This is a genomic window from Streptomyces sp. NPDC006529 (assembly GCF_040611795.1).
Lineage (GTDB): Bacteria > Actinomycetota > Actinomycetes > Streptomycetales > Streptomycetaceae > Streptomyces.
In genome coordinates this window covers 241,811-260,550 of the sequence record NZ_JBEXPB010000003.1, presented here as the reverse complement: position 1 = coordinate 260,550, position 18,740 = coordinate 241,811, and the positions used below count along the sequence as shown (strand labels likewise).

Below are 18,740 nucleotides of genomic sequence, written 5' to 3'. Positions count from 1 at the left end.
CGTGCTTGCCTCCGGCGGGCCCTCAAACGCCGGGCAGGCTGAATTTCCCGCCCCGGCGGCGGTCTGCAGACTCGGGGCAGGCTGACTTTCCGGCCTCAGGGCGGCACATTCAGCCCCGCCGGCGTTTGAGGCGCGGGTCCGGGCGGAGCCCGGGGGGTCAGGTGGGGGCGGCGGTGCGGAGGGCGGACAGGACGCGGGCCACCGCCGGCCCGGCCTCCGCCCCCCGCCGCAGCGCGGCGATGACGTGCCGGGCCGGCCGGTCCGCCTCCAGCACCCGCACCGCGACCCGGTACACCCGCCCCGTCACCGCCATCCGCGGCACCAGCGCCACGCCCATCCCCGCCTCGACCATGGCCAGGATCGCGGTCCACCCGGCGGCCGAGTGCGCCTGTTCCGGGACGAAGCCCGCCCCCTCGCACGCGGTCCGGGTGATCTCCGACCAGGGCCCGCTGCCGCCGAAGATCCACCGTTCGCCGGAGAGGTCCGCGAGCCGCAGCCCCGGCGCGCCGGCCAGCGGGTGGTCCGCCGGGAGCGCCACGTCCAGCGGGTCCGCGAAGAGCGGGATCCGGGTGAACCGCGCGTCGCGGGCGGTGGGCGCATGGGCCGCCAGGGACAGGGCCAGGTCCACCGACCCGGCGGAGAGCAGCTCGTACGCCTCCGCCGCCTCGGCCTCCCGCACCCGGACCTCGATCCCCGGGTGGCTGGCCCGCAGCGCGGCGACGGCCGGAACGACGAGCGCAGGGACGGCGGTGGAGAAGGCGCCCACCCGCACCTCGCCCGCTTCCCCGGCCAGGTACCCGGCCAGCTCGGCGTCGGCCCGTTCCAGCTGGGCGAAGACGGCCTCGGTGTGCCGCAGCACCAGGTGCGCGGCGTCCGTGAGCCGGACCCGGCGCCCCTGCGCCTCCAGCAGGACCACGCCCAGCTGCCGGGCGAGGTTGGTCAGCTGCTGCGAAACGGCCGAGGGCGTCATCATCAGCGCCTCGGCCGTCGCGGTCACGGTCCCCCGTTCGTCGAGGGTCCGCAGGATCCGCAGCTTCTTGATGTCCCAGTCGTGCATGGCACCGAACCTACCGGCGTGCACCCAGCGTCACACCGCCCAGGATCAGGCCCGTGCACAGCAGCTTCGTCAGGCTGGTCTCCTCGCCGATGAGAAGGAAGCCGAGGACCGCGACGAAGACCGGCTGGAGGTAGTAGACGACGCCCGCGCGGGCCGCGCCGATCATCGAGATGGCCTTGTTCCAGGCGAAGAAGGCGACGGCGGAGGAGAAGATCCCGACGTAGAGGAGTGGGCCGACCGTGCCGGCGGCGACCTCGAAGCCACCCTGGACGCGGACGGAGACGGCGTAGACCGGGGCGAGCATCAGGGCGCCGAGAACGAAGGTGGTCAGCAGGAAGGCCGGGCCGCCGATCTCGGCCGGCTTGCGGCGCAGCAGCGCGCTGTACGAGGCGAAGGACAGCGCGGCACCGAACATCCACAGGTCACCGGCGGCGAAGTCGAAGCCGAGCGAGCCGTCGCCGACGAGGAGCAGCACGCCGAAGGCGGCGAGCAGCATGCCGCCGGTCCGGCGCACGCCCAGCTTCTCGCCGCCGATGCGGGAGTAGACGGCCATGACGACCGGGGAGGCCGCCATGATCATGCCCATGGTGCCGGCCGGGGTGGTGAGTCCGGCCTGGTGGACGAGGGTGTTGTACAGCGCGATGCCGAGCAGCGAGGCGAGCGCGAGGTAGCCGAGGTGGCGGCGGATCAGGGCCCGCTGCCGCCAGGCCTGGCGCGCGGCGAAGGGGGCGACGGCGAGGATCGCGATGATCCAGCGCCAGAAGACGGCCTGGACGGGCGGGACGGAGCCCGCCATGTCCCGGGTGGCGACGAAGCTGCCGGACCAGACGACCGTGGCCGTCAGGGCGAGCAGCACGCCGAGTCCGGCGGCGCCCTTCCCGGCCGCGCCCCGCCGGTTCTCCGAGGCGTTCGAAGCGGTACGGACGCGGTCCATGACGGCCACTGGTGTCTCCTCCTGGGATGGGTGTTCCGGTACTCCCGGTGTGTGTCGTGCCGCTACCGTCGCACCGGCCCATTCATCAGGTCCATCGAAATGTTTCGATCAATCTGTTCAGATATCACGAACAATTGCCGGGAGCCGACGCCGGAGCGGGAGCCTGAGCGCGGACGTGGGCGCGGGGTCCGGCCCGGCAGCTGCCCCACGATCGTCGCCGTGAAGGCGATCGCCATCCCGGTCACCTGGACCGGCGAGAGCGCCTGGCCGAGGGCGGCCCAGCCGATGACGGCGGCGGTGAGCGGCGAGAGCGGGCCGAGCAGGGTCACGGAGGTCGCGGTGAGGCGGCCGATCCCGCGGAACCAGAGCCAGTACGCGATGCCGGTGTTGATCAGCATCATGTAGCCGTAGCCGAGGAAGGCCTTGCCGTCGAGGGCGGGCGGGGCGCCTTCGACCAGGGCGGCGACCGGCAGGAGCAGCAGCCCGCCCGCGGTCAGCTGCCAGCCCGTCAGGGCCAGCGGACCGACGCCGTCCGGGCGGCCCCAGCGCTTCGTCATGACCGTGCCGGCCGCCATCGAGGCGGAGGAGGCGACTCCGGCGAGTACGCCGACCAGGTCGAGCGCGGCGCCGGCCTTGAGCACCACCATGCTGACCCCGAAGGCGCCCACGATCGCGGCGAGCAGCGCCTTGGTACCGGCCCGCTCCCCCAGCAGCAGGGCGGCGAGCCCGATGACCACCAGCGGACCCATCGAGCCCAGGACGGCGGCGACCCCGCCGGGCAGCCGGTAGGCGGCCAGGAAGAGCAGCGGGAAGAAGGCACCGATGTTCAGCGCGCCCAGGACGGCGGACTTCCACCACCAGGCGCCCTTCGGCAGGACCCGGGCGACGGCGATGAGCATCAGCCCGGCGGGCAGGGCGCGCATCACCCCGGTGAACAGGGGCCGGTCGGGCGGCAGCAGTTCGGTGGCGACGGCGTAGGTGGAGCCCCAGGAGACGGGGGCGAGTGCGGTCAGGGCGACGGTGGCGAGGCGCTTCATGGCGGACTCCTCGGACGGAAGGCGGAAGGCGCAGGGCGCAGGACGGAAGGCGGGCGGGACGGAGGCGTACGGGCGGAGGCGGGCGGGATTCAGACGGCGGCCGGGACGCGCGCGACCACGACGGCCGGGACCGGAGCGACCACCGGGGCCGGGGCGGCCACCGCGGTCGCGACCGGCGGCTCGGCGTACACGGCCTCGGCCGGCAGGTGCCGTTCCAGCCGGACCAGGGCCCCCGCCGCGCCCAGCGCGGCGACGGCGAGCACGGCCCACGGCAGCCGCCCGTCGACGTCCAGCAGGGCCGTGAACAGGGACGGCGCCAGGGCTCCGGCGAGCGAGTGGGACAGCTGGTAGGTGGCGAGGTAGCGGCCGCGCACCGCCTCCGGCGCGGCGGAGACCGAGAGGGCGCCGCCGGAGGGGCTGTGGACCAGTTCGCCGAGGGTGTAGACGACCACGATCACCAGGAGTCCGGCCGGCAGGCCGGCCGAGCCGGGGCGCAGGGTGCCGAGGACGATCTGGCCGGTGAAGGCGGCGGCGAAGAGCAGGGCCCCCAGGGCGGCGGAGCGGGTGCGGCGGGCGCCGGAGCGGCGGACCCGGCCCTCGATCAGGACGCCGACCCCGGCGCACAGGACGGTGTTGAGGGTGAAGGCGGCGCCGGTCAGCGAGTCGGGGCCGCGCAGCCAGGTGGCGATGTACAGCGGGAAGAGGACCGAGAGGGCCGCGTACCCGAGGGCGGTCAGGAAGTTGGCGGCGGTCAGCGCGAGGAAGGGCCGGTCGGCCAGTACCGTCCGGTACCCGGCGGCCGGGCGGCGCGCCGTGGCGGCGGGCGCACCGGCGGGGCCGCCGACCGGCCGGACGGGGCGGACCCGGGCGGCCAGGAGCCCGGCCAGGGCGAAGGCCAGCGCGTTGGCCCAGGCGGTCCAGGAGAAGCCGCCCGTTCCCCACAGGGCCAGCACCCCGGACACGATCATGGCCCCGGCGCCCATCCCGGCGTTCTGCAGGGCCCGTAGCGAGGCCTGGAGCCGGTCCCGGGCCGCCCCGCGCGCCACCTCGCCGATCAGCGACTGCTGGACCACGGCGACGGAGCGGTCGGCGAGGGCGGCGAAGAGGGCGACGGCGGCGAAGGCGGCCGGCGCGGTCGCCAGCGGGTAGAGGAGGAAGCCGAGCGTGCGGATCCCGTAGAGGACGAGGACGGCCGGCCGGGCGCCGAACCGGTCGACGGCCACGCCCGCCAGCGGCATCAGCGCGAGCCCGGCCAGTCCCGTGAGGGTGAGCACCAGGCCGACGGCCTGGAAGGAGAGGCCGGTGACCTGATGGAAGAAGACCAGCGTGAAGGGGACGTACATGCCGGTCCCCACCGCGCTGATCCCCGCTGCCACGAGCAGTTCCCGCTCCCCGGCGACCCGTTCCCCCGCCGCTGTCCCGTGCCACCGCTTTGCCGACATCGCTCGCCCCCCGAGTAGGTTATTAGGAAGTAGCTTACCGCTAAGCTACTTATCGTCAAGCAACTTTCTTGCGGTCGATCGACAGGACTCGGGATACTCCACACATGAGCGAAAAGGACGCGGTCGACGCGATCACGGACCAGTGGAACGCGGTCCGCCCGGAGCTGGACGTGACGCCGATGGCCGTCTTCGGCCGGATCTACCGGATCAGCCGGGCGATGGGCGACGCCATGGACCGGACCTACGCCCGATACGGCATCTCCCGCGGCGAGTTCGACGTCATCGCCACGCTGCGCCGCTCCGGCGCGCCCTACACCCTCTCGCCGCGCCAGCTCTCGGCCACGCTCATGCTCACCACGGGCGGCATGACCGGGCGGCTGGACAAGCTGGAGAAGGCCGGGCTGCTCGCCCGCAGCCCCGACCCGCACGACCGGCGCGGGATCCAGGCGACGGTCACCGAGCGCGGCCTCGCGCTCATCGACGAGGCGGTCACGGCCGGGCTGGAGGTCCAGCGGGCAGGCCTGGCCGGGCTGGACGAGGAAGAGGTCACCGTCCTGACCGCCCTGCTGCGCAAGCTCCTCGGCGGCCTCTGAGCCGGTGCCGCGGCGGCGCCCGGCGGGTACGCGAAAGGGCGCCGGAGGTCCACGAGCCGCCGGTACCTGACGCGTCACGCGTCACGTATCGGGCTGCGGACCTCCGGCGCCCCGGAAGCCTTGAGGGGGCCGACCCCGCGGGGTCAGCCCTGCTGGTCCCGCGTCTTGCGCGACTTGTCGCCGACCATCACGAGACCCGCGATGACCAGGAACAGCACGAGGGGCGCGGCCACGTACAGGCCGAGCGTCTCGGCGATGCTCAGGCCCTTGCCCGGGTCGGCGCCGTCGTCGCGGGCCGCCGCGAGCGCGGGAGACGTCATCAGCAGCATCATCAGCGTCGTTCCGGCCGTGACGGCGCCGGCGCGCAGAGCGTTCTTCTTGTCCACGGTGCAAACGTAGCGAACACCTAAACAGTGCGCGCGCCCGGGGGTGCCGTACGGGGGTGACCGGCCCCGCGCACCGCGCTCAACAGGGCGTTCGCACGCGGCGACGCGATCAGCCGCTCCAGCGTGAGCGGCCGCCCCGCCGCGTCGGCGACCGGGAGCCGCCAGTTGGGGTACTGGTCCCAGGTCCCCGGCAGGTTCTGCGGCCGCCGGTCCCCCACCGCGTCCGGGAGCCATACGCCGACCAGCCGGGCCGGGGTGCGCAGCAGGAACCCGTACAGGGCGCGGACGGCGGCCTCCTCGCCCTTGGTGTCCAGGCCGAGCCGGTCCAGCACGGCCAGCCACTCCTCGGTGTCGGCGGCGTCCTCTGCCCGCTCCAGTGCGGCCGGACGGGTCAGCAGGCCCAGCCGGTCGCGCAGTTCGACGTGACTGCCGGCCAGTTTCGCGGCGCTGGGCGGCAGATCGTGGGTGGTGGCGGTCGCCAGGCAGTCTGCGCGCCACCGCTCCGGGGGCAGCGGGGCCCCGCCGCCCGCCCAGTCCCGCTCGAACCACAGCACGGAGGTGCCCAGCACCCCGCGCCGGGCGAGCGCCTCGCGGACCCCCGGCTCCACCGTCCCGAGGTCCTCGCCGATGACCAGCGCCCCGGCCCGGTGGGCCTCCAGCACCAGCACCGCGAGCATGGCCTCGCCGTCGTACGAGACGTACGTGCCCTCCGCGGGCGGGGTGTCCCGGGGGATCCACCAGAGCCGGAACAGGCCCATGACGTGGTCGATCCGCAGCGCTCCGGCGTAGCGGAACACCCCGCGCAGCAGGTCGCGCAGGGGCGCGTAGCCGCTGGCGGCGAGCCGGTCCGGGCGCCAGGGGGGCAGGCCCCAGTCCTGCCCGCGCGCGTTGAAGGCGTCCGGCGGGGCGCCGACACAGGCGTCCACGGCGTACGTGTCCCCCGCGGCCCGGACGTCGGCGCCCAAGGGATGCACCCCGACGGCGAGGTCGTGGACGATGCCCACCGCCATGCCCGCCTCCCGGGCCCCGCGCTGGGCGGCGGTGAGCTGGGCATCGGTGAGCCAGGCCAGCCAGCGGTGGAACGCGAGGTCGGCGGGGTCCGGCTCGGCGCCTTCCGGCCAGGCCGCCGGGTCCGGGCCGTGCCGCTCGGCCAGCGCGCACCAGGCCGTGTGCCGGGCCAGCGCGGTCCCGCCCTCGGCCGCGAAGCGGGCGAGGTCCGCCTCGCGGTCCGGGTTCCGCGGGACGGCGTACAGCAGCTCCAGGGCGGACCGCTTGAGGGCCCAGACCGCGTCCCGGTCGATCAGCGCGTCCTTCTCCAGCACCCGGCGGTTCAGCTCGGCCCCCCGCACGGCCAGCGCGTCCAGGGCCTCCCGGTCCGGGCAGGCGGCGTACTCGGGGAGGTCCGCGATCCGCAGGTGCACCGGGTCCGGGAAGCGGCGGGAGGAGGGCCGGTAGGGCGAGGGATCGGTCGGGGTGCCGGGGACGGCCGCGTGCAGCGGGTTGACCTGGATGAACCCGGCGCCGTGGGTCCGCCCGGCCCAGCCCGCCAGGTGCGCGAGGTCACCGAGGTCGCCCATGCCCCAGGAGTTCTCGGAGAGCAGCGAATAGAGCTGGACCAGCAGGCCGTGGGCGCGCTCCGGCGCGGCCGGGGCCCGGTCGGGCGCCACGATCAGGGTGGCCCCGCCGGTCCGCCCGTCGGGGTGCGTCACCGTGATCCGGTGCACCCCGAGCGGCAGCCCGCCGACCGGGAGCGGCCCGCCCGGACCGGTCTCCCACGCGGCGGCCTCCCCTTCCTCCGGGTCCAGCAGGATCCGCGTGCCCGGGGGCAGCGCGGCCAGCGCGGCGGGGGGCGCGGCGCCCTCCCAGTGGACCAGGGTGGTCGGCAGCAGCCGCTGCGCCGCCTCCCGCTCGGCGCGCGCGAGCGCGTCCCGTACGGCCTGCGGCGTCGCCGCGTCCACGCCCAGCAGCCCGAGCACGGTCACGACGGTCCGCTCCGGCACCTGGACGCTCACGCCGGCCGAGGGGTGGTAGGAGGTGGCGACTCCGTGGTGGGCGGCGAGCCGGGCCAGGTCCATGCGTATCCCTCGGCTAACCCGCGGCGGCGGCGGGGGTGGTCGGCTCGCAGGTCAGCGGAGCCTCGTCGGTGAGCGGCGGTTCACTGGTGAGCGGCGCGTGGGCGGTGTCCGCGAGCGGGGACTCACTGGTGAGCGGGCGGGGGGCGTCGCCCCCGGTCACGGAGAGCCGCCGGGGCAGATGGGCGAGCAGCGGTACGGAGCCGGCGGAAGCCGGCCCGGCCCGGACGGGGCGGACAGGTCGGACAGGAAGGTTCATGGCGGTACTCCCGGTGTGCTGACGACGCACGGCCGCCCCCCGTTACGGGGAACACCGCAGCCCTACCCATCCGGCGGTACCGCATTCCCGACCCTTCGCCCAGAACCCCTCCCTCGACCGGAACACCAGCCAAACCCAGCTCCGACCCGACGCAACTCCAGCCCGCCCGGCGTTAAATCCGGCCCGCCCGGCGTTTGAGGGCCCGCCGGAGGCCCCACAAGGCCGCACGGCCCCACCGCAGACGGAAGCACGGACCCGGCCGGACCAGGGCATGGGCAAGGCTGATCCGGGGATGGCGAAGGGGAAGGGGACCCCGGGGACGGCAAAGGCCCGCCCCGGAACCCCCGTCAGGACGCCGCCGCCCCGATCCGCGCAGGATCGGACACCCCGACCCCGATGCGGTCGAGCGCGTCATCGGCCCCGTACGGCTGGAGATACGGCATCCAGCACGGATCCCGGTGCCCGGTCCCGATGATCCGCCAGGCCAGCCCCGACGGCGGCGCCGGCTGGTGCCGCAGCCGCCACCCCAGCTCGGGGAGGTGCCGGTCGGCCTTGACGTGGTTGCACCGCCGACAGGCGGCGACGACGTTGTCCCAGGCGTGCTGGCCACCCCGGCTGCGCGGGATGACGTGGTCGACGCTGGTGGCGACGGCGCCGCAGTACATGCAGCGCCCGCCGTCCCGCGCGAAAAGGGCACGCCGGGTGAGCGGAACGGGCCCCCGGTAGGGGACCCGCACAAATCGCTTGAGCCTGACCACGCTGGGCGCGGGGACGACTCTCGTCGAACTGTGCAGAAAGGCGCCGGAGTCCTCCAGGGAGACCGCTTTGTTCTCCAGGACGAGGACGAGCGCGCGACGGAGCGGTACGACGCCGAGGGGCTCGTACGACGCGTTGAGGACCAGGACGTGCGGCACGGACTGCCTCCTTGTACGCCGGCGGCGCGTGGCTCGCGCCGGGACGATCTGCTTTCCAGTTTCCCCTTACCGCTGGTCGAAGCGCCACCACGCGCCCGTAACGGGTCGGAGGTGTTTTCGACCACACGGGGGCCGTCCCCGGGTGAGTCCGGTCTCTCCCGGGCGACACGGCAACGGGACCGCTGGATTGCCCCGTTAGTGTGGTTGGTCTGCCCGCGCAAACCCCCGGACACGTCCTGGGGCCCCCGGCGGGCAGACCGCTATGCCTGGAGGTTTTCTGCCGTGCCCTGGCCCGCCGCCCCGTTCCCGCTGGCCGATGACGTCCCCGCCATGCCCCGCAACGCCGAGGAAGCCGGTCAGAGCGTCGACAACGCCGCCGGTTTCATCCAGCAGAACTGGGCCGACTGGCTCTTCCTCGGCCTGAAGATCCTGCTGATCATCGTCATCGCGGCCGCCCTGCGCTCCGTGGTCCGCAAGTCGCTGACCAAGCTGATAGGGCGGATGAACCGCGGCGCGGAGGCGGTGGAGGGCACGGCCCTCGGCGGGCTGCTGGTCAATGCCGAGCGGCGGCGCCAGCGCTCCGAGGCGATCGGTTCGGTGCTGCGCTCGGTGGCGTCCTTCCTGATCCTGGGGACCGCCGGGCTGATGGTGCTCGGCGCCCTGGACATCAATCTCGGTCCGCTGCTGGCGAGCGCCGGTGTGGCCGGTGTGGCGATCGGTTTCGGCGCCCGGAACCTGGTGACGGACTTCCTCTCCGGTGTGTTCATGATCCTGGAGGACCAGTACGGCGTCGGGGACAAGATCGACGCCGGGGTGGCCTCGGGCGAGGTCATCGAGGTCGGCCTGCGCGTGACCAAGCTGCGCGGGGACAACGGCGAGATCTGGTACGTCCGCAACGGCGAGATCAAGCGGATCGGCAACCTCAGCCAGGGCTGGTCGACGGCGACCGTGGACGTCCAGGTCAAGCCGTCCGAGAGCATGGCCCGCATCCGCCGGGTGATCGAGCGGGTCTCGGAGGACATGGCGAAGGAGACGCCGTGGAACGAGCGGCTCTGGGGACCGGTGGAGGTGCTGGGCCTGGACGAGGTGCTCCTCGCCTCGATGACCCTGAAGGTGTCCGCCAAGACCATGCCCGGCCAGCAGTTCGCGGTGGAGCGCGAGCTGCGCTGGCGGATCAAGGAAGCCTTCGACGAGGCGGACATCCAGATCATCGGCGGGATGCCGCCCGCGGAGGACGAGACGGAGGCCCCGGATCCCTCGGCCGCGGTCGCCGCGCCGTCCGCGCTGGCCAACCCGGCCTCGCCGCAGTCGCTGGCGACAGCCCCGATCCCGGCGCCGGTCACGGGTCCGGGGATGCCCCGCATCACCAAGTAGGACCGTTCACCGAGTACGACCGCGTTCACCCCGCGGGTCCGCGCCCACCCAGTAGGCTCGCGGCCCGCACTGCCGCTGCCCCGCCGACCCGCACCGCCGCTGCCCCCGCCGATCGCTTTCCGCGGGGGCAGCGGCATTGTCGCGACCGCCATTGACATGGGCCGACGGCTGATAGGAAACTTACCTAACAGTTCACACCTGATTCAGGGAGAGAACACCCCATGGCCGGCACCACCCCCGGAACCCCCAGCCTGCTGCGCGCGATGAACGACCGCGCCGCACTGGACCTGCTGCTGGCCCACGGCCCCCTGTCCCGGACCCGGATCGGCCGCCTCACCGGCCTCTCCAAGCCCACCGCCTCCCAGCTGCTGGCGCGGCTGGAGGCTCGTGGACTGGTCGTGGCCACCGGCACCGCCACCGGCCGCCCCGGCCCGAACGCCCAGTTGTACGCCCTCAACGCCCGGGCCGCCTACGCCGCCGGCCTCGACGTCACCCCGGGCCGCATCATCGCCTCCGTCGCCGACCTGGCCGGGGAGGTCGTCGGCAGCTGCGAACTGCCCAACCCGGGTCCCGGTACGCCCGTCGTCGACCAGGTCACCGAAGCCCTGGGCGAGGCCGTCAAGGCGGCCGGCCTCCAGCGCTCCGACGTCCAGCGCCTGGTGATCGCCACCCCGGGCTCCTTCGACCCGCGCACGGGGGTCCTGCGCTACGCCGACCACCTCCCCGGCTGGCACTCCCCCACCCTCCTGGACGAGCTGGCGGCGGCGCTGCCGATGCCCGTCGAGTACGAGAACGACGTGAACCTCGCCGCGGTCGCCGAGCAGCGCCTGGGCGCGGCCCGCGGGCACGAGGACTTCGTCCTGCTGTGGAACGAGGAGGGGCTCGGCGCGGCCCTGGTCATCGGCGGACGGCTGCACCGCGGCTGGACCGGCGGCGCGGGCGAGGTCGGCTACCTGCCGGTCCCCGGGCGTCCGCTGGTGCGCCACGTGACCCGGGAGAACTCCGGTGGCTACCAGGAGCTGGCGGGCGTGGAGGTGCTGCCCGGCCTGGCCGCCTCGCTGGGCCTGGAGATGCCGCACGCGGATCCGCCCGCGCCGGGCACCCCCGGGCACGCCGCCGACGTGGCGAGCGCGGTGACGCTGCTGGAGCGGGCCGCCGCCGAGCCCGTGGGACCGTACCTGCGGCTGCTGGAGGCGTACGCCACCGCGCTCGCCACCGGTCTGGCCTCGCTGGTCGCCGTCCTGGACCCGGAGATCGTGGTGCTCTCCGGCGCCGTGACCGCCGCGGGCGGGGACCGGCTGCGCGAGCTGATCGAAGCCGAACTGGGCGACCTCGCCCCCTCCCGGCCGCGGCTGGTGACCGGCGAGGTGCGCACGCGCCCGGTGCTGCGCGGCGCGCTGGAGACCGCGCTCGCCGCGACCCGCGACGAGGTCTTCGACACCTCCCGCTGATCCACCGCGCCCGGCCCCGCCGGGCGCGGCACCGCATCACCCCTCACGCGTCACGCATCACCGCATGACGAAGACCACCCGGCCCACCCGTCCCCCACGCCCCACCCGCACCGCCGGCTCCTCCCCGCTCCTCCCGTTGGACCCCGACCGGACGTTCCCCGCGCAGAGAGAGACACAGCCATGCCCGGACGCACCCGCCGCCTGACCACCCTCGCGGCCGCACTCGCCGCGATATCCGCCCTCGCCACCGGGTGTACCGGGCAGAGCGGTGCCGCGGCCTCCGACGACCCGAACAAAGAGGTCACCCTGAACTTCTGGCACGGCTGGGTGGAGCCCCGCGAGGTCAAGGCCATCGAGGACAACATCGCCCGGTTCCAGAAGGCGCACCCCAACATCAAGGTCAAGGTCACCGGCAACATGACCGACGACAAGATCAACCAGGCCCTGCGGGCGGGCGGCAGCAAGGCCCCGGACGTGGTGTCGTCCTTCAGTACCGACAGCGTCGGCAAGTTCTGCACCTCGAAGGCCTTCGCGGACCTGAACCCCTTCCTCGCCAAGTCGGACATCGACAAGACGAAGGTCTTCCCCAAGACCCTGCTGGAGTACACCCAGTTCAAGGGCAACCAGTGCACCCTGCCGCTGCTGAACGACGCCTACGGCCTCGTCTACAACAAGACCGCCTTCGCAGCCGCCGGGATCACCGAACCGCCCAAGACGTGGAGCCAGTTCGTCGCGGACGCGCAGGCGCTGACCAAGCAGAGCGGGGACACCTACCAGCAGCTCGGCCTGATGCCCACCTTCCACGGCTACGAGACCACGCCGATGCGGCTGGCCGCACAGTGGAGCCCGACGTACTTCGCCGCCGACGGCAAGTCGAACCTGGCCAAGGACCCGGCCTTCGCCAAGATGCTGAACGCGCAGAAGGACCTGGTCGCCAAGCTGGGCGGCTACGAGAAGCTGGAGAAGTTCCGCACCACCTTCGGTGACGAGTGGAGCGCCGAACACCCCTTCAACAAGGGGCTGGTCGCCATGCAGATCGACGGCGAGTGGCGGGCCGCGATGGCGAAGGCGGCCGGGACGAACTTCGAGATCGCCACCGCGCCGATGCCCGTGCCGGACGACCAGCTCGCCGACTACGGGAAGGGCTACCTGTCCGGCACCGTCATGGGCATCGCCTCCGGCAGCACCAAGCAGAACGCGGCCTGGGAGCTGGTGAAGTACATGACCACCGACACCGACGCGGTGGTGGCCTTCGCCAACGACATCCACAACATCCCCTCCACGCTCGCCGCACTGGACTCGCCGAAGCTCCAGGTCGCGCCGGAGTTCAAGACCTTCATCGACATCGCCAAGCACCCGAAGTCGAACACCACCCCGGCCCAGGCCGACGGCGGCACCTACCAGCTGACCTTCGCGGACTTCGCGTACGCGGTCGAGAAGGGCGCCGTGCCCGACCTCCAGGCCGGCCTCGCCAAGACCGACCAGCAGATCGACACGGACATCGCGAAGGCCGAGTAGTCGATGACGACCTTCACCCCGCGCGCGAAACGGCGCCGCTCGGCGCTGCGGACCGCGGCCTTCATGTCCCCGTGGCTGATCGGGTTCGCGGTCTTCTTCGCCTACCCGCTGCTGTCCACGGTGTACTTCTCCTTCACCCAGTACGACGGTTTCCGGCCGCCGGTCTTCAACGGCCTGGCCAACTGGTCGTACGTCTTCACCGACTCCCCGATGTTCTGGCCGGCGATGCGCAACACGCTGTGGCTGGTCGTGGTGATGGTGAGCTTCCGGGTGGCCTTCGGCCTCGGCGTCGGCCTGCTCATCACGAAGATCAAGACGGGGACCGGGGTCTTCCGCACCCTGTTCTACCTGCCCTACCTGGCCCCTCCGGTCGCCGCGACGCTCGGCTTCGTCTTCCTGCTCAACCCCGGCACCGGGCCGGTCAACACCGGGCTGGAGGCCCTCGGGCTGCCGGCGCCCGGCTGGTTCACCGACGCCGACTGGTCCAAGCCCGCGCTGACCGCGCTGGCGCTGTGGGGGGTGGGCGACCTGATGGTGATCTTCATGGCCGCGCTGCTCGACGTACCGAAGGAGCAGTACGAGGCCGCGGAGCTGGACGGGGCCGGGCCCTGGGCGCGCTTCCGGCACATCACCCTGCCGAACATCTCCCCGATCATCCTGTTCGCCGTGGTCACCGGGGTCATCCAGGCCATGCAGTACTACACGCAGCCCCTGGTCGCGGGGAAGGTGGCAGCCGGGGTGATCGGCGGATCGGGCCAGCGCGTCGAGCCCGGGTACCCGGACAAGTCCACGCTGACCCTGCCGCAGCTCGTCTACAACCTGGGGTTCCAGCGCTTCGACTACGGCACCGCCTGCGTGGTCGCGCTCGTCCTCTTCGCCCTGTCCATGGCCTTCACCGCGCTCCTGCTGCGGCGCCGTGGCGGACTGATCGGAAGCGGTGACTGAGATGGCCGTGACCACCGGCACGACCCCGTCCCCGCGGACGGTCCCGGCCCCCGCCCCCGGCGCCTCCGGCCGGGCGGCGGCCCGCCACCGCCGCAAGGAGGTGCTGCACTGGGTCGCGGTGCACTCGCTCGGGGTGGCCGCCGCGCTCTTCTTCGTCCTCCCCTTCGTCTTCCTCTTCCTCACCTCGGTGATGAGCAACCAGCAGGCCCTCACCCGCGACCTGTGGCCGCACACCTGGGAGTGGGGCAACTACGCGCGGGTCTGGCACACGTCCGGATTCCTCCTGTGGTGGCGCAACACCCTGCTGTACGCGGGACTCGGGACGCTGCTCACCGTGGTGTCCTCGGTGCCCGTCGCCTACGCCCTCGCCAAGTTCCGCTTCCGCGGCCGGCGGCTCTCGCTGCTGCTGGTGGTCTCGATGATGATGCTGCCGCCGCAGGTGGTGGTCATCCCCATGTACCTCTTCTGGGCCAAGCAGCTCGACCTGTCCGGCACGCTGTGGCCGCTGATCATCCCGATGGCCTTCGGCGACGCCTTCTCCATCTTCCTGCTGCGCCAGTTCCTGCTGACCATCCCCGACGAGTACCTCGACGCGGCGCGGGTCGACGGCTGCGGGGAGGTCCGCACCCTGCTGCGGGTCGTCCTGCCCATGGCCAAGCCCGGGATCGCCGCCGTCGCGCTGTTCCAGTTCTTCTCCGCCTGGAACGACTACTTCGGCCCGCAGATCTACGCCTCCGACAACCCGGCCGCCTGGACGCTCAGCTACGGGCTGGAGTCGTTCAAGGGCGCGCACCAGACCAACTGGAACCTGACCATGGCCGCGACCGTACTGGTCATGGCCCCCGTGATCATCCTCTTCTTCTTCGCCCAGAAGGCGTTCGTCGAGGGTGTCACGCTGACCGGAGTGAAAGGCTAGACATGAAACTCGCAGTGGTGGGCGGCGGTTCCACTTACACCCCCGAACTGATCGACGGCTTCGCGCGGCTGCGCGACACCCTGCCCATCGGCGAACTGGTGCTGATCGACCCCGCCGCCGACCGGCTGGAGCTGGTCGGCGGGCTCGCCCGGCGGATCTTCGCCCGGCAGGGGCACCCCGGAACCATCACCACGACCTCCGACCTGGACGCGGGGGTCGCGGACGCCGACGCCGTCCTGCTCCAGCTGCGGGTCGGCGGACAGGCGGCCCGCCAGCGGGACGAGACCTGGCCGCTGGAGTGCGGCTGCGTGGGCCAGGAGACCACGGGCGCGGGCGGCCTCGCCAAGGCGCTGCGCACGGTCCCCGTCGTCCTCGACATCGCCGAGCGGATCCGGCGCGCCAACCCGGACGCCTGGATCATCGACTTCACCAACCCGGTCGGCATCGTGACCCGCGCCCTGCTGGGCGCCGGGCACAAGGCGGTCGGGCTGTGCAACGTCGCGATCCACCTCCAACGCACCTTCGCGGCCCTGCTCGACCTGGCCCCCGGTGACCTGCACCTCGACCACGTCGGCCTGAACCACCTCACCTGGGAGCTGGGCGTGCGCCGCGGCGGACCCGGCGGGGAGGACCTGATGCCCCGGCTGATCGCGGAGCACGGGGACTCCGTCGCCGCCGACCTGCGGCTGCCGCGCGCGGTCCTGGACCGCCTGGGCGTCGTACCGTCCTACTACCTGAAGTACTACTACGCGCACGACGAGGTGGTGCGCGAGATGGGCCAGAAGCCCTCGCGCGCCGCCGAGGTGGCCGCGATGGAGCAGGACCTGCTGAAGATGTACGGCGACCCCGCGCTCGACGAGAAGCCGGCCCTGCTCGCCCAGCGGGGCGGTGCCTTCTACTCGGAGGCGGCCGTCGACCTGGCGGCGGCCCTGCTGGGCGACGGCGGCAGCCCCGTCCAGGTGGTCAACACGCTGAACAACGGCACCCTGCCCTTCCTCGCGGACGACGCGGTCATCGAGGTGCAGGCCCGGGTGGACCGCACCGGTCCGGTGCCGCTGGCCGTGCCCCGGCTGGACCCGCTGTACGCGGGGCTGATCGCGCACGTCTCCGCCTACGAGGACCTCGCGCTGGACGCCGCCCTGCGCGGCGGCCGGGAGCGGGTGGCCAAGGCGCTGCTCGCCCATCCGCTGGTCGGGCAGTTCGACCTCGCCGAGGGGCTGACCGACCGGCTCCTCGCGCACAACAAGGAGCACTTGGCATGGGCGTGAGCGACGCGGTGCTGCTGGCCGTCGACGCGGGCAACAGCAAGACCGACCTCGCCTTCGTCGACGCGGCCGGGTCGGTGCTCGTCACCGCCCGCGGGCCCGGCTTCCGGCCGCAGGCGGTCGGGGTCGAAGGGGCCTTCGACGCGATCGCCCCGGCGCTCGACGAGGCGCGCGCGAAGGCGCGGGCGCTCGGCCTGCCGCTGGACTCGGCCGACTCCGTGGCCCACGTGTCCGCCTGCCTGGCCGGCGCCGACCTGCCGGTCGAGGAGGAGGCGCTGACCGACGGCCTGCGGGCGCGGGGCTGGGGGCGGACCGTCGAGGTCCGCAACGACACCTTCGCGATCCTGCGCGCCGGTCTGGTGGGCAGCGGGCCGCCGCTGGGCGTCGCGGTGGTGTGCGGCGCGGGCATCAACTGCGTGGGCATGCTGCCCGACGGGCGCACCGCGCGCTTCCCGGCGCTGGGGCAGCTCTCCGGCGACTGGGGCGGCGGCGGCGGGCTCGCCGCCGAGGCCGTGTGGTGGGCGGCCCGGGCGGAGGACGGCCGGGGCGGCCCGACGGGGCTGGCCGCCGCCCTGCCGCGGCACTTCGGGCTGGACGCCATGTCCGAGCTGATCGAGGCGGTGCACCTGGGGGAGATCGCGCCGGAGCGCACGCACGAACTGGTCCCGGTGCTCTTCGCGGTGGCCGCCGCGGGCGACCCGGTGGCCCGCGCGCTCGTGGAACGGCAGGCGGACGAGGTGGTGGCGCTGGCCGCGGTGGCCCTGGAACGGCTCGGGCTGCTGGACCGGGAGGCGCCCGTCCTGCTGGGCGGCAGCGTCCTGGCGGCCGGTCACGCCCGGCTCAACGACCGGATCGAGGAGGGGCTCGCCGCGCGCGCCCCGCTGGCCAGGGTGTCGGTGGTGACCGCGCCGCCGGTGCTGGGCGCGGGGCTGCTGGGGCTGGACGCGATCGGTGCGCCTGCCGCCGCGTACGGAAAACTCCGTGCCCATTTCGGGTGAACCCGCCCCGGGCCGGGACAACTCTGGAACCGTGGCGGCCGTAGGAACGTATTGACGGTGAAGGAGTGGCGGGGGCGCTCCGGCCCAAGATCCAGCACCTGGTGCTGTGCGGGGCCGGGAGTACGGCCATACTGCTCCCGAGCAGTCCACGACCGAGGGGGAGGTCACGGTGGCCATCACATCGCACGCACCCGCGTCCGCGCCCGCGTCCGCGCCTTCTGCCGCGCCCGGCCCGGTGGGGCCCGGCGGCGGCGGTCCGGCGCTGCCGGGGCGCCGCAGCGCGTGGGCGGAGGGCGTGGAGCGGCTGCGGGACGCGGCGACCACCGAGCCCGGCCGGCTGCGGATCATCGGGGCGGCCCTGGCCGTCCTGGTGCTGCTCTTCGGGGTGGTGACGGTCTGGGAGGTCTCCGGCCGGTCCGGCGCCGCCGACGACGTGGTCGGCCGCAGCCAGCCGCTCAGCGCGGACGCGGCGAGCATCTACCGCTCGCTGGCCGATGCGGACACGGCCGCTTCCAGCGGGTTCCTCGCGGGCGGCCAGGAGCCGCGCGAGGTCCGCGAGCGGTACGAGAAGGACATCGCCAACGCCTCCCGGCTGCTGGTCAACGCGGCGGCGAACACCGGCGGCGACACGGAGTCCCGCAAGGAGATCGCGCTGCTCGGCGAGCAACTGCCGCGCTACACCGGCCTGATAGAGCAGGCCCGGGCGACCAACCGGCAGGGGCTGCCGCTCGGCGGCGCCTACCTGCGCTACGCCAACGAGCAGATGAGCACCCAGCTGCTGCCCGCCGCACAGCGCCTCTACCGGGCGCAGACGGCCCGGCTCTACCAGGACTACGACGACGCCCGCGCCCTCCCCGTGGGCTCGTTCGCCACGGGCCTGCTCGCCCTCGGGGTCCTGGGCTGGGCCCAGCGGCGCAACTACCTGCGCACCCACCGCGTGTTCAACCACGGGCTGCTGGCCGCGACCGCCGCCTCGGTGGTGGTCCTGCTGTGGCTCGTCGTGGGGCACACCGTGGCGCGCGCCGAGCTGGGCGAGGCCCGCTCGGGCGGCCAGGAATCGCTCAAGGTGCTGAACGACGCGCGGATCTCCTCGCTCCAGGCGCGGGCCAACGAGAACCTGACGCTGATCGCGCGGGGCGCCGTCCTCGCCGACGACAAGAAGTCCGACAAGTACGACGTCGACTTCGCCAGGAACATGAAGGACCTCGACGCGGGCCTGGCGCAGGCCGCGCGGCTCGCCGACGACACCACCGGGCGCACGCCCGTCGCGCGCGCCGCCGACGGCGTGAAGCAGTGGAAGCAGCGGCACGCGGCCGCCCGGGAGACCGACAACAAGGGCGACTACGACCTCGCGCTGCCCCAGGTCATCGGGGGCAAGGACAGCAGCGGGGCGTCCTTCGACACGGTGGACGCCTCCCTGGAGCAGGCGGTCGCCCACGAACAGCGGCAGTTCACGCAGGCGGCCCGCTCCGGACTCGGCGCCCTGGGCGGTCTGGTCACGGGCGCGGCGGCCCTGGCGGTCCTCGGGGCGGCGGCCGCGCTGCTCGGCATCGGGCGCAGGCTTTCGGAGTACAGGTGA

Annotated in this window: 17 protein-coding genes; 9 read left to right on the top strand and 8 right to left on the bottom strand. The window is 73.5% G+C overall.

The annotated features are described in order from the left end of the window. Positions 1 to 157: 157 nt before the first annotated feature. The 4 genes from ABZY31_RS04850 to ABZY31_RS04835 all read right to left on the bottom strand — a co-directional run bounded on the left by ABZY31_RS04850 (position 158) and on the right by ABZY31_RS04835 (position 4,470). Positions 158 to 1,057 carry a LysR family transcriptional regulator gene (locus ABZY31_RS04850; RefSeq protein ID WP_356404827.1) on the bottom strand — a complete coding sequence of 300 codons (900 nt, stop codon included), beginning with the start codon at positions 1,055 to 1,057 and terminating at the stop codon, positions 158 to 160. Positions 1,058 to 1,067: 10 nt separating this feature from the next. Continuing rightward, positions 1,068 to 2,000 carry a DMT family transporter gene (locus ABZY31_RS04845; RefSeq protein ID WP_356404825.1) on the bottom strand — a complete coding sequence of 311 codons (933 nt, stop codon included), beginning with the start codon at positions 1,998 to 2,000 and terminating at the stop codon, positions 1,068 to 1,070. Positions 2,001 to 2,053: 53 nt separating this feature from the next. Continuing rightward, on the bottom strand, positions 2,054 to 3,028 hold the full coding sequence (locus tag ABZY31_RS04840) for an EamA family transporter (protein WP_356404823.1): 975 nt from the start codon (positions 3,026 to 3,028) through the stop codon (positions 2,054 to 2,056). Between the two features lie 89 nt (positions 3,029 to 3,117). Then, positions 3,118 to 4,470 carry an MFS transporter gene (locus ABZY31_RS04835; protein ID WP_356404821.1) on the bottom strand — a complete coding sequence of 451 codons (1,353 nt, stop codon included), beginning with the start codon at positions 4,468 to 4,470 and terminating at the stop codon, positions 3,118 to 3,120. Between the two features lie 104 nt (positions 4,471 to 4,574). Between ABZY31_RS04835 and ABZY31_RS04830 the strand changes: the two genes are divergently transcribed. Further along, positions 4,575 to 5,063: a MarR family transcriptional regulator gene (locus tag ABZY31_RS04830; protein ID WP_356404819.1), complete on the top strand. Its 489-nt coding sequence runs from the start codon at positions 4,575 to 4,577 to the stop codon at positions 5,061 to 5,063. A gap of 143 nt (positions 5,064 to 5,206) precedes the next feature. Here ABZY31_RS04830 and ABZY31_RS04825 read toward each other — a convergent pair whose 3' ends face one another. From ABZY31_RS04825 to ABZY31_RS04810, 4 genes are all read right to left on the bottom strand, one after another. Continuing rightward, on the bottom strand, positions 5,207 to 5,449 hold the full coding sequence (locus ABZY31_RS04825; RefSeq protein WP_356404817.1) for a hypothetical protein: 243 nt from the start codon (positions 5,447 to 5,449) through the stop codon (positions 5,207 to 5,209). 20 nt (positions 5,450 to 5,469) lie between these two features. Beyond that, positions 5,470 to 7,524 carry a 4-alpha-glucanotransferase gene (locus ABZY31_RS04820; RefSeq protein WP_356404815.1) on the bottom strand — a complete coding sequence of 685 codons (2,055 nt, stop codon included), beginning with the start codon at positions 7,522 to 7,524 and terminating at the stop codon, positions 5,470 to 5,472. A gap of 13 nt (positions 7,525 to 7,537) precedes the next feature. After that, positions 7,538 to 7,780, bottom strand: coding sequence for a hypothetical protein (locus ABZY31_RS04815; protein WP_356404813.1), 243 nt, complete (start codon positions 7,778 to 7,780; stop codon positions 7,538 to 7,540). A gap of 347 nt (positions 7,781 to 8,127) precedes the next feature. Beyond that, on the bottom strand, positions 8,128 to 8,694 hold the full coding sequence (locus ABZY31_RS04810; protein ID WP_356404811.1) for an HNH endonuclease: 567 nt from the start codon (positions 8,692 to 8,694) through the stop codon (positions 8,128 to 8,130). A 330-nt stretch (positions 8,695 to 9,024) separates the two neighbouring features. On the opposite strand from ABZY31_RS04810, the gene ABZY31_RS04805 reads away from it, so the two are divergent. From ABZY31_RS04805 to ABZY31_RS04770, 8 genes are all read left to right on the top strand, one after another. Then, positions 9,025 to 10,068: a mechanosensitive ion channel family protein gene (locus ABZY31_RS04805; protein WP_356404880.1), complete on the top strand. Its 1,044-nt coding sequence runs from the start codon at positions 9,025 to 9,027 to the stop codon at positions 10,066 to 10,068. 221 nt (positions 10,069 to 10,289) lie between these two features. Continuing rightward, positions 10,290 to 11,519 (top strand): ROK family transcriptional regulator, encoded by a 1,230-nt coding sequence (locus ABZY31_RS04800; RefSeq protein ID WP_356404809.1) that lies wholly within the window; start codon positions 10,290 to 10,292, stop codon positions 11,517 to 11,519. A gap of 180 nt (positions 11,520 to 11,699) precedes the next feature. After that, positions 11,700 to 13,037, top strand: coding sequence for an extracellular solute-binding protein (locus tag ABZY31_RS04795; protein WP_356404807.1), 1,338 nt, complete (start codon positions 11,700 to 11,702; stop codon positions 13,035 to 13,037). Positions 13,038 to 13,040: 3 nt separating this feature from the next. Next, entirely contained in the window at positions 13,041 to 13,982 is a 942-nt protein-coding gene (locus ABZY31_RS04790) for a sugar ABC transporter permease (protein WP_356404805.1), read from the top strand. A gap of 1 nt (position 13,983) precedes the next feature. Next, entirely contained in the window at positions 13,984 to 14,898 is a 915-nt protein-coding gene (locus ABZY31_RS04785) for a carbohydrate ABC transporter permease (RefSeq protein WP_356404803.1), read from the top strand. 2 nt (positions 14,899 to 14,900) lie between these two features. Next, a complete protein-coding gene (locus ABZY31_RS04780) occupies positions 14,901 to 16,166 on the top strand; it encodes a 6-phospho-beta-glucosidase (RefSeq protein ID WP_356404801.1) in 1,266 nt (421 codons plus the stop codon). After that, positions 16,157 to 17,161, top strand: coding sequence for a BadF/BadG/BcrA/BcrD ATPase family protein (locus tag ABZY31_RS04775; RefSeq protein WP_356404799.1), 1,005 nt, complete (start codon positions 16,157 to 16,159; stop codon positions 17,159 to 17,161). Before ABZY31_RS04780 ends, ABZY31_RS04775 begins: the two co-directional genes overlap by 10 nt. Before the next feature lie 262 nt (positions 17,162 to 17,423). Beyond that, positions 17,424 to 18,740: a hypothetical protein gene (locus ABZY31_RS04770; RefSeq protein WP_356404878.1), complete on the top strand. Its 1,317-nt coding sequence runs from the start codon at positions 17,424 to 17,426 to the stop codon at positions 18,738 to 18,740.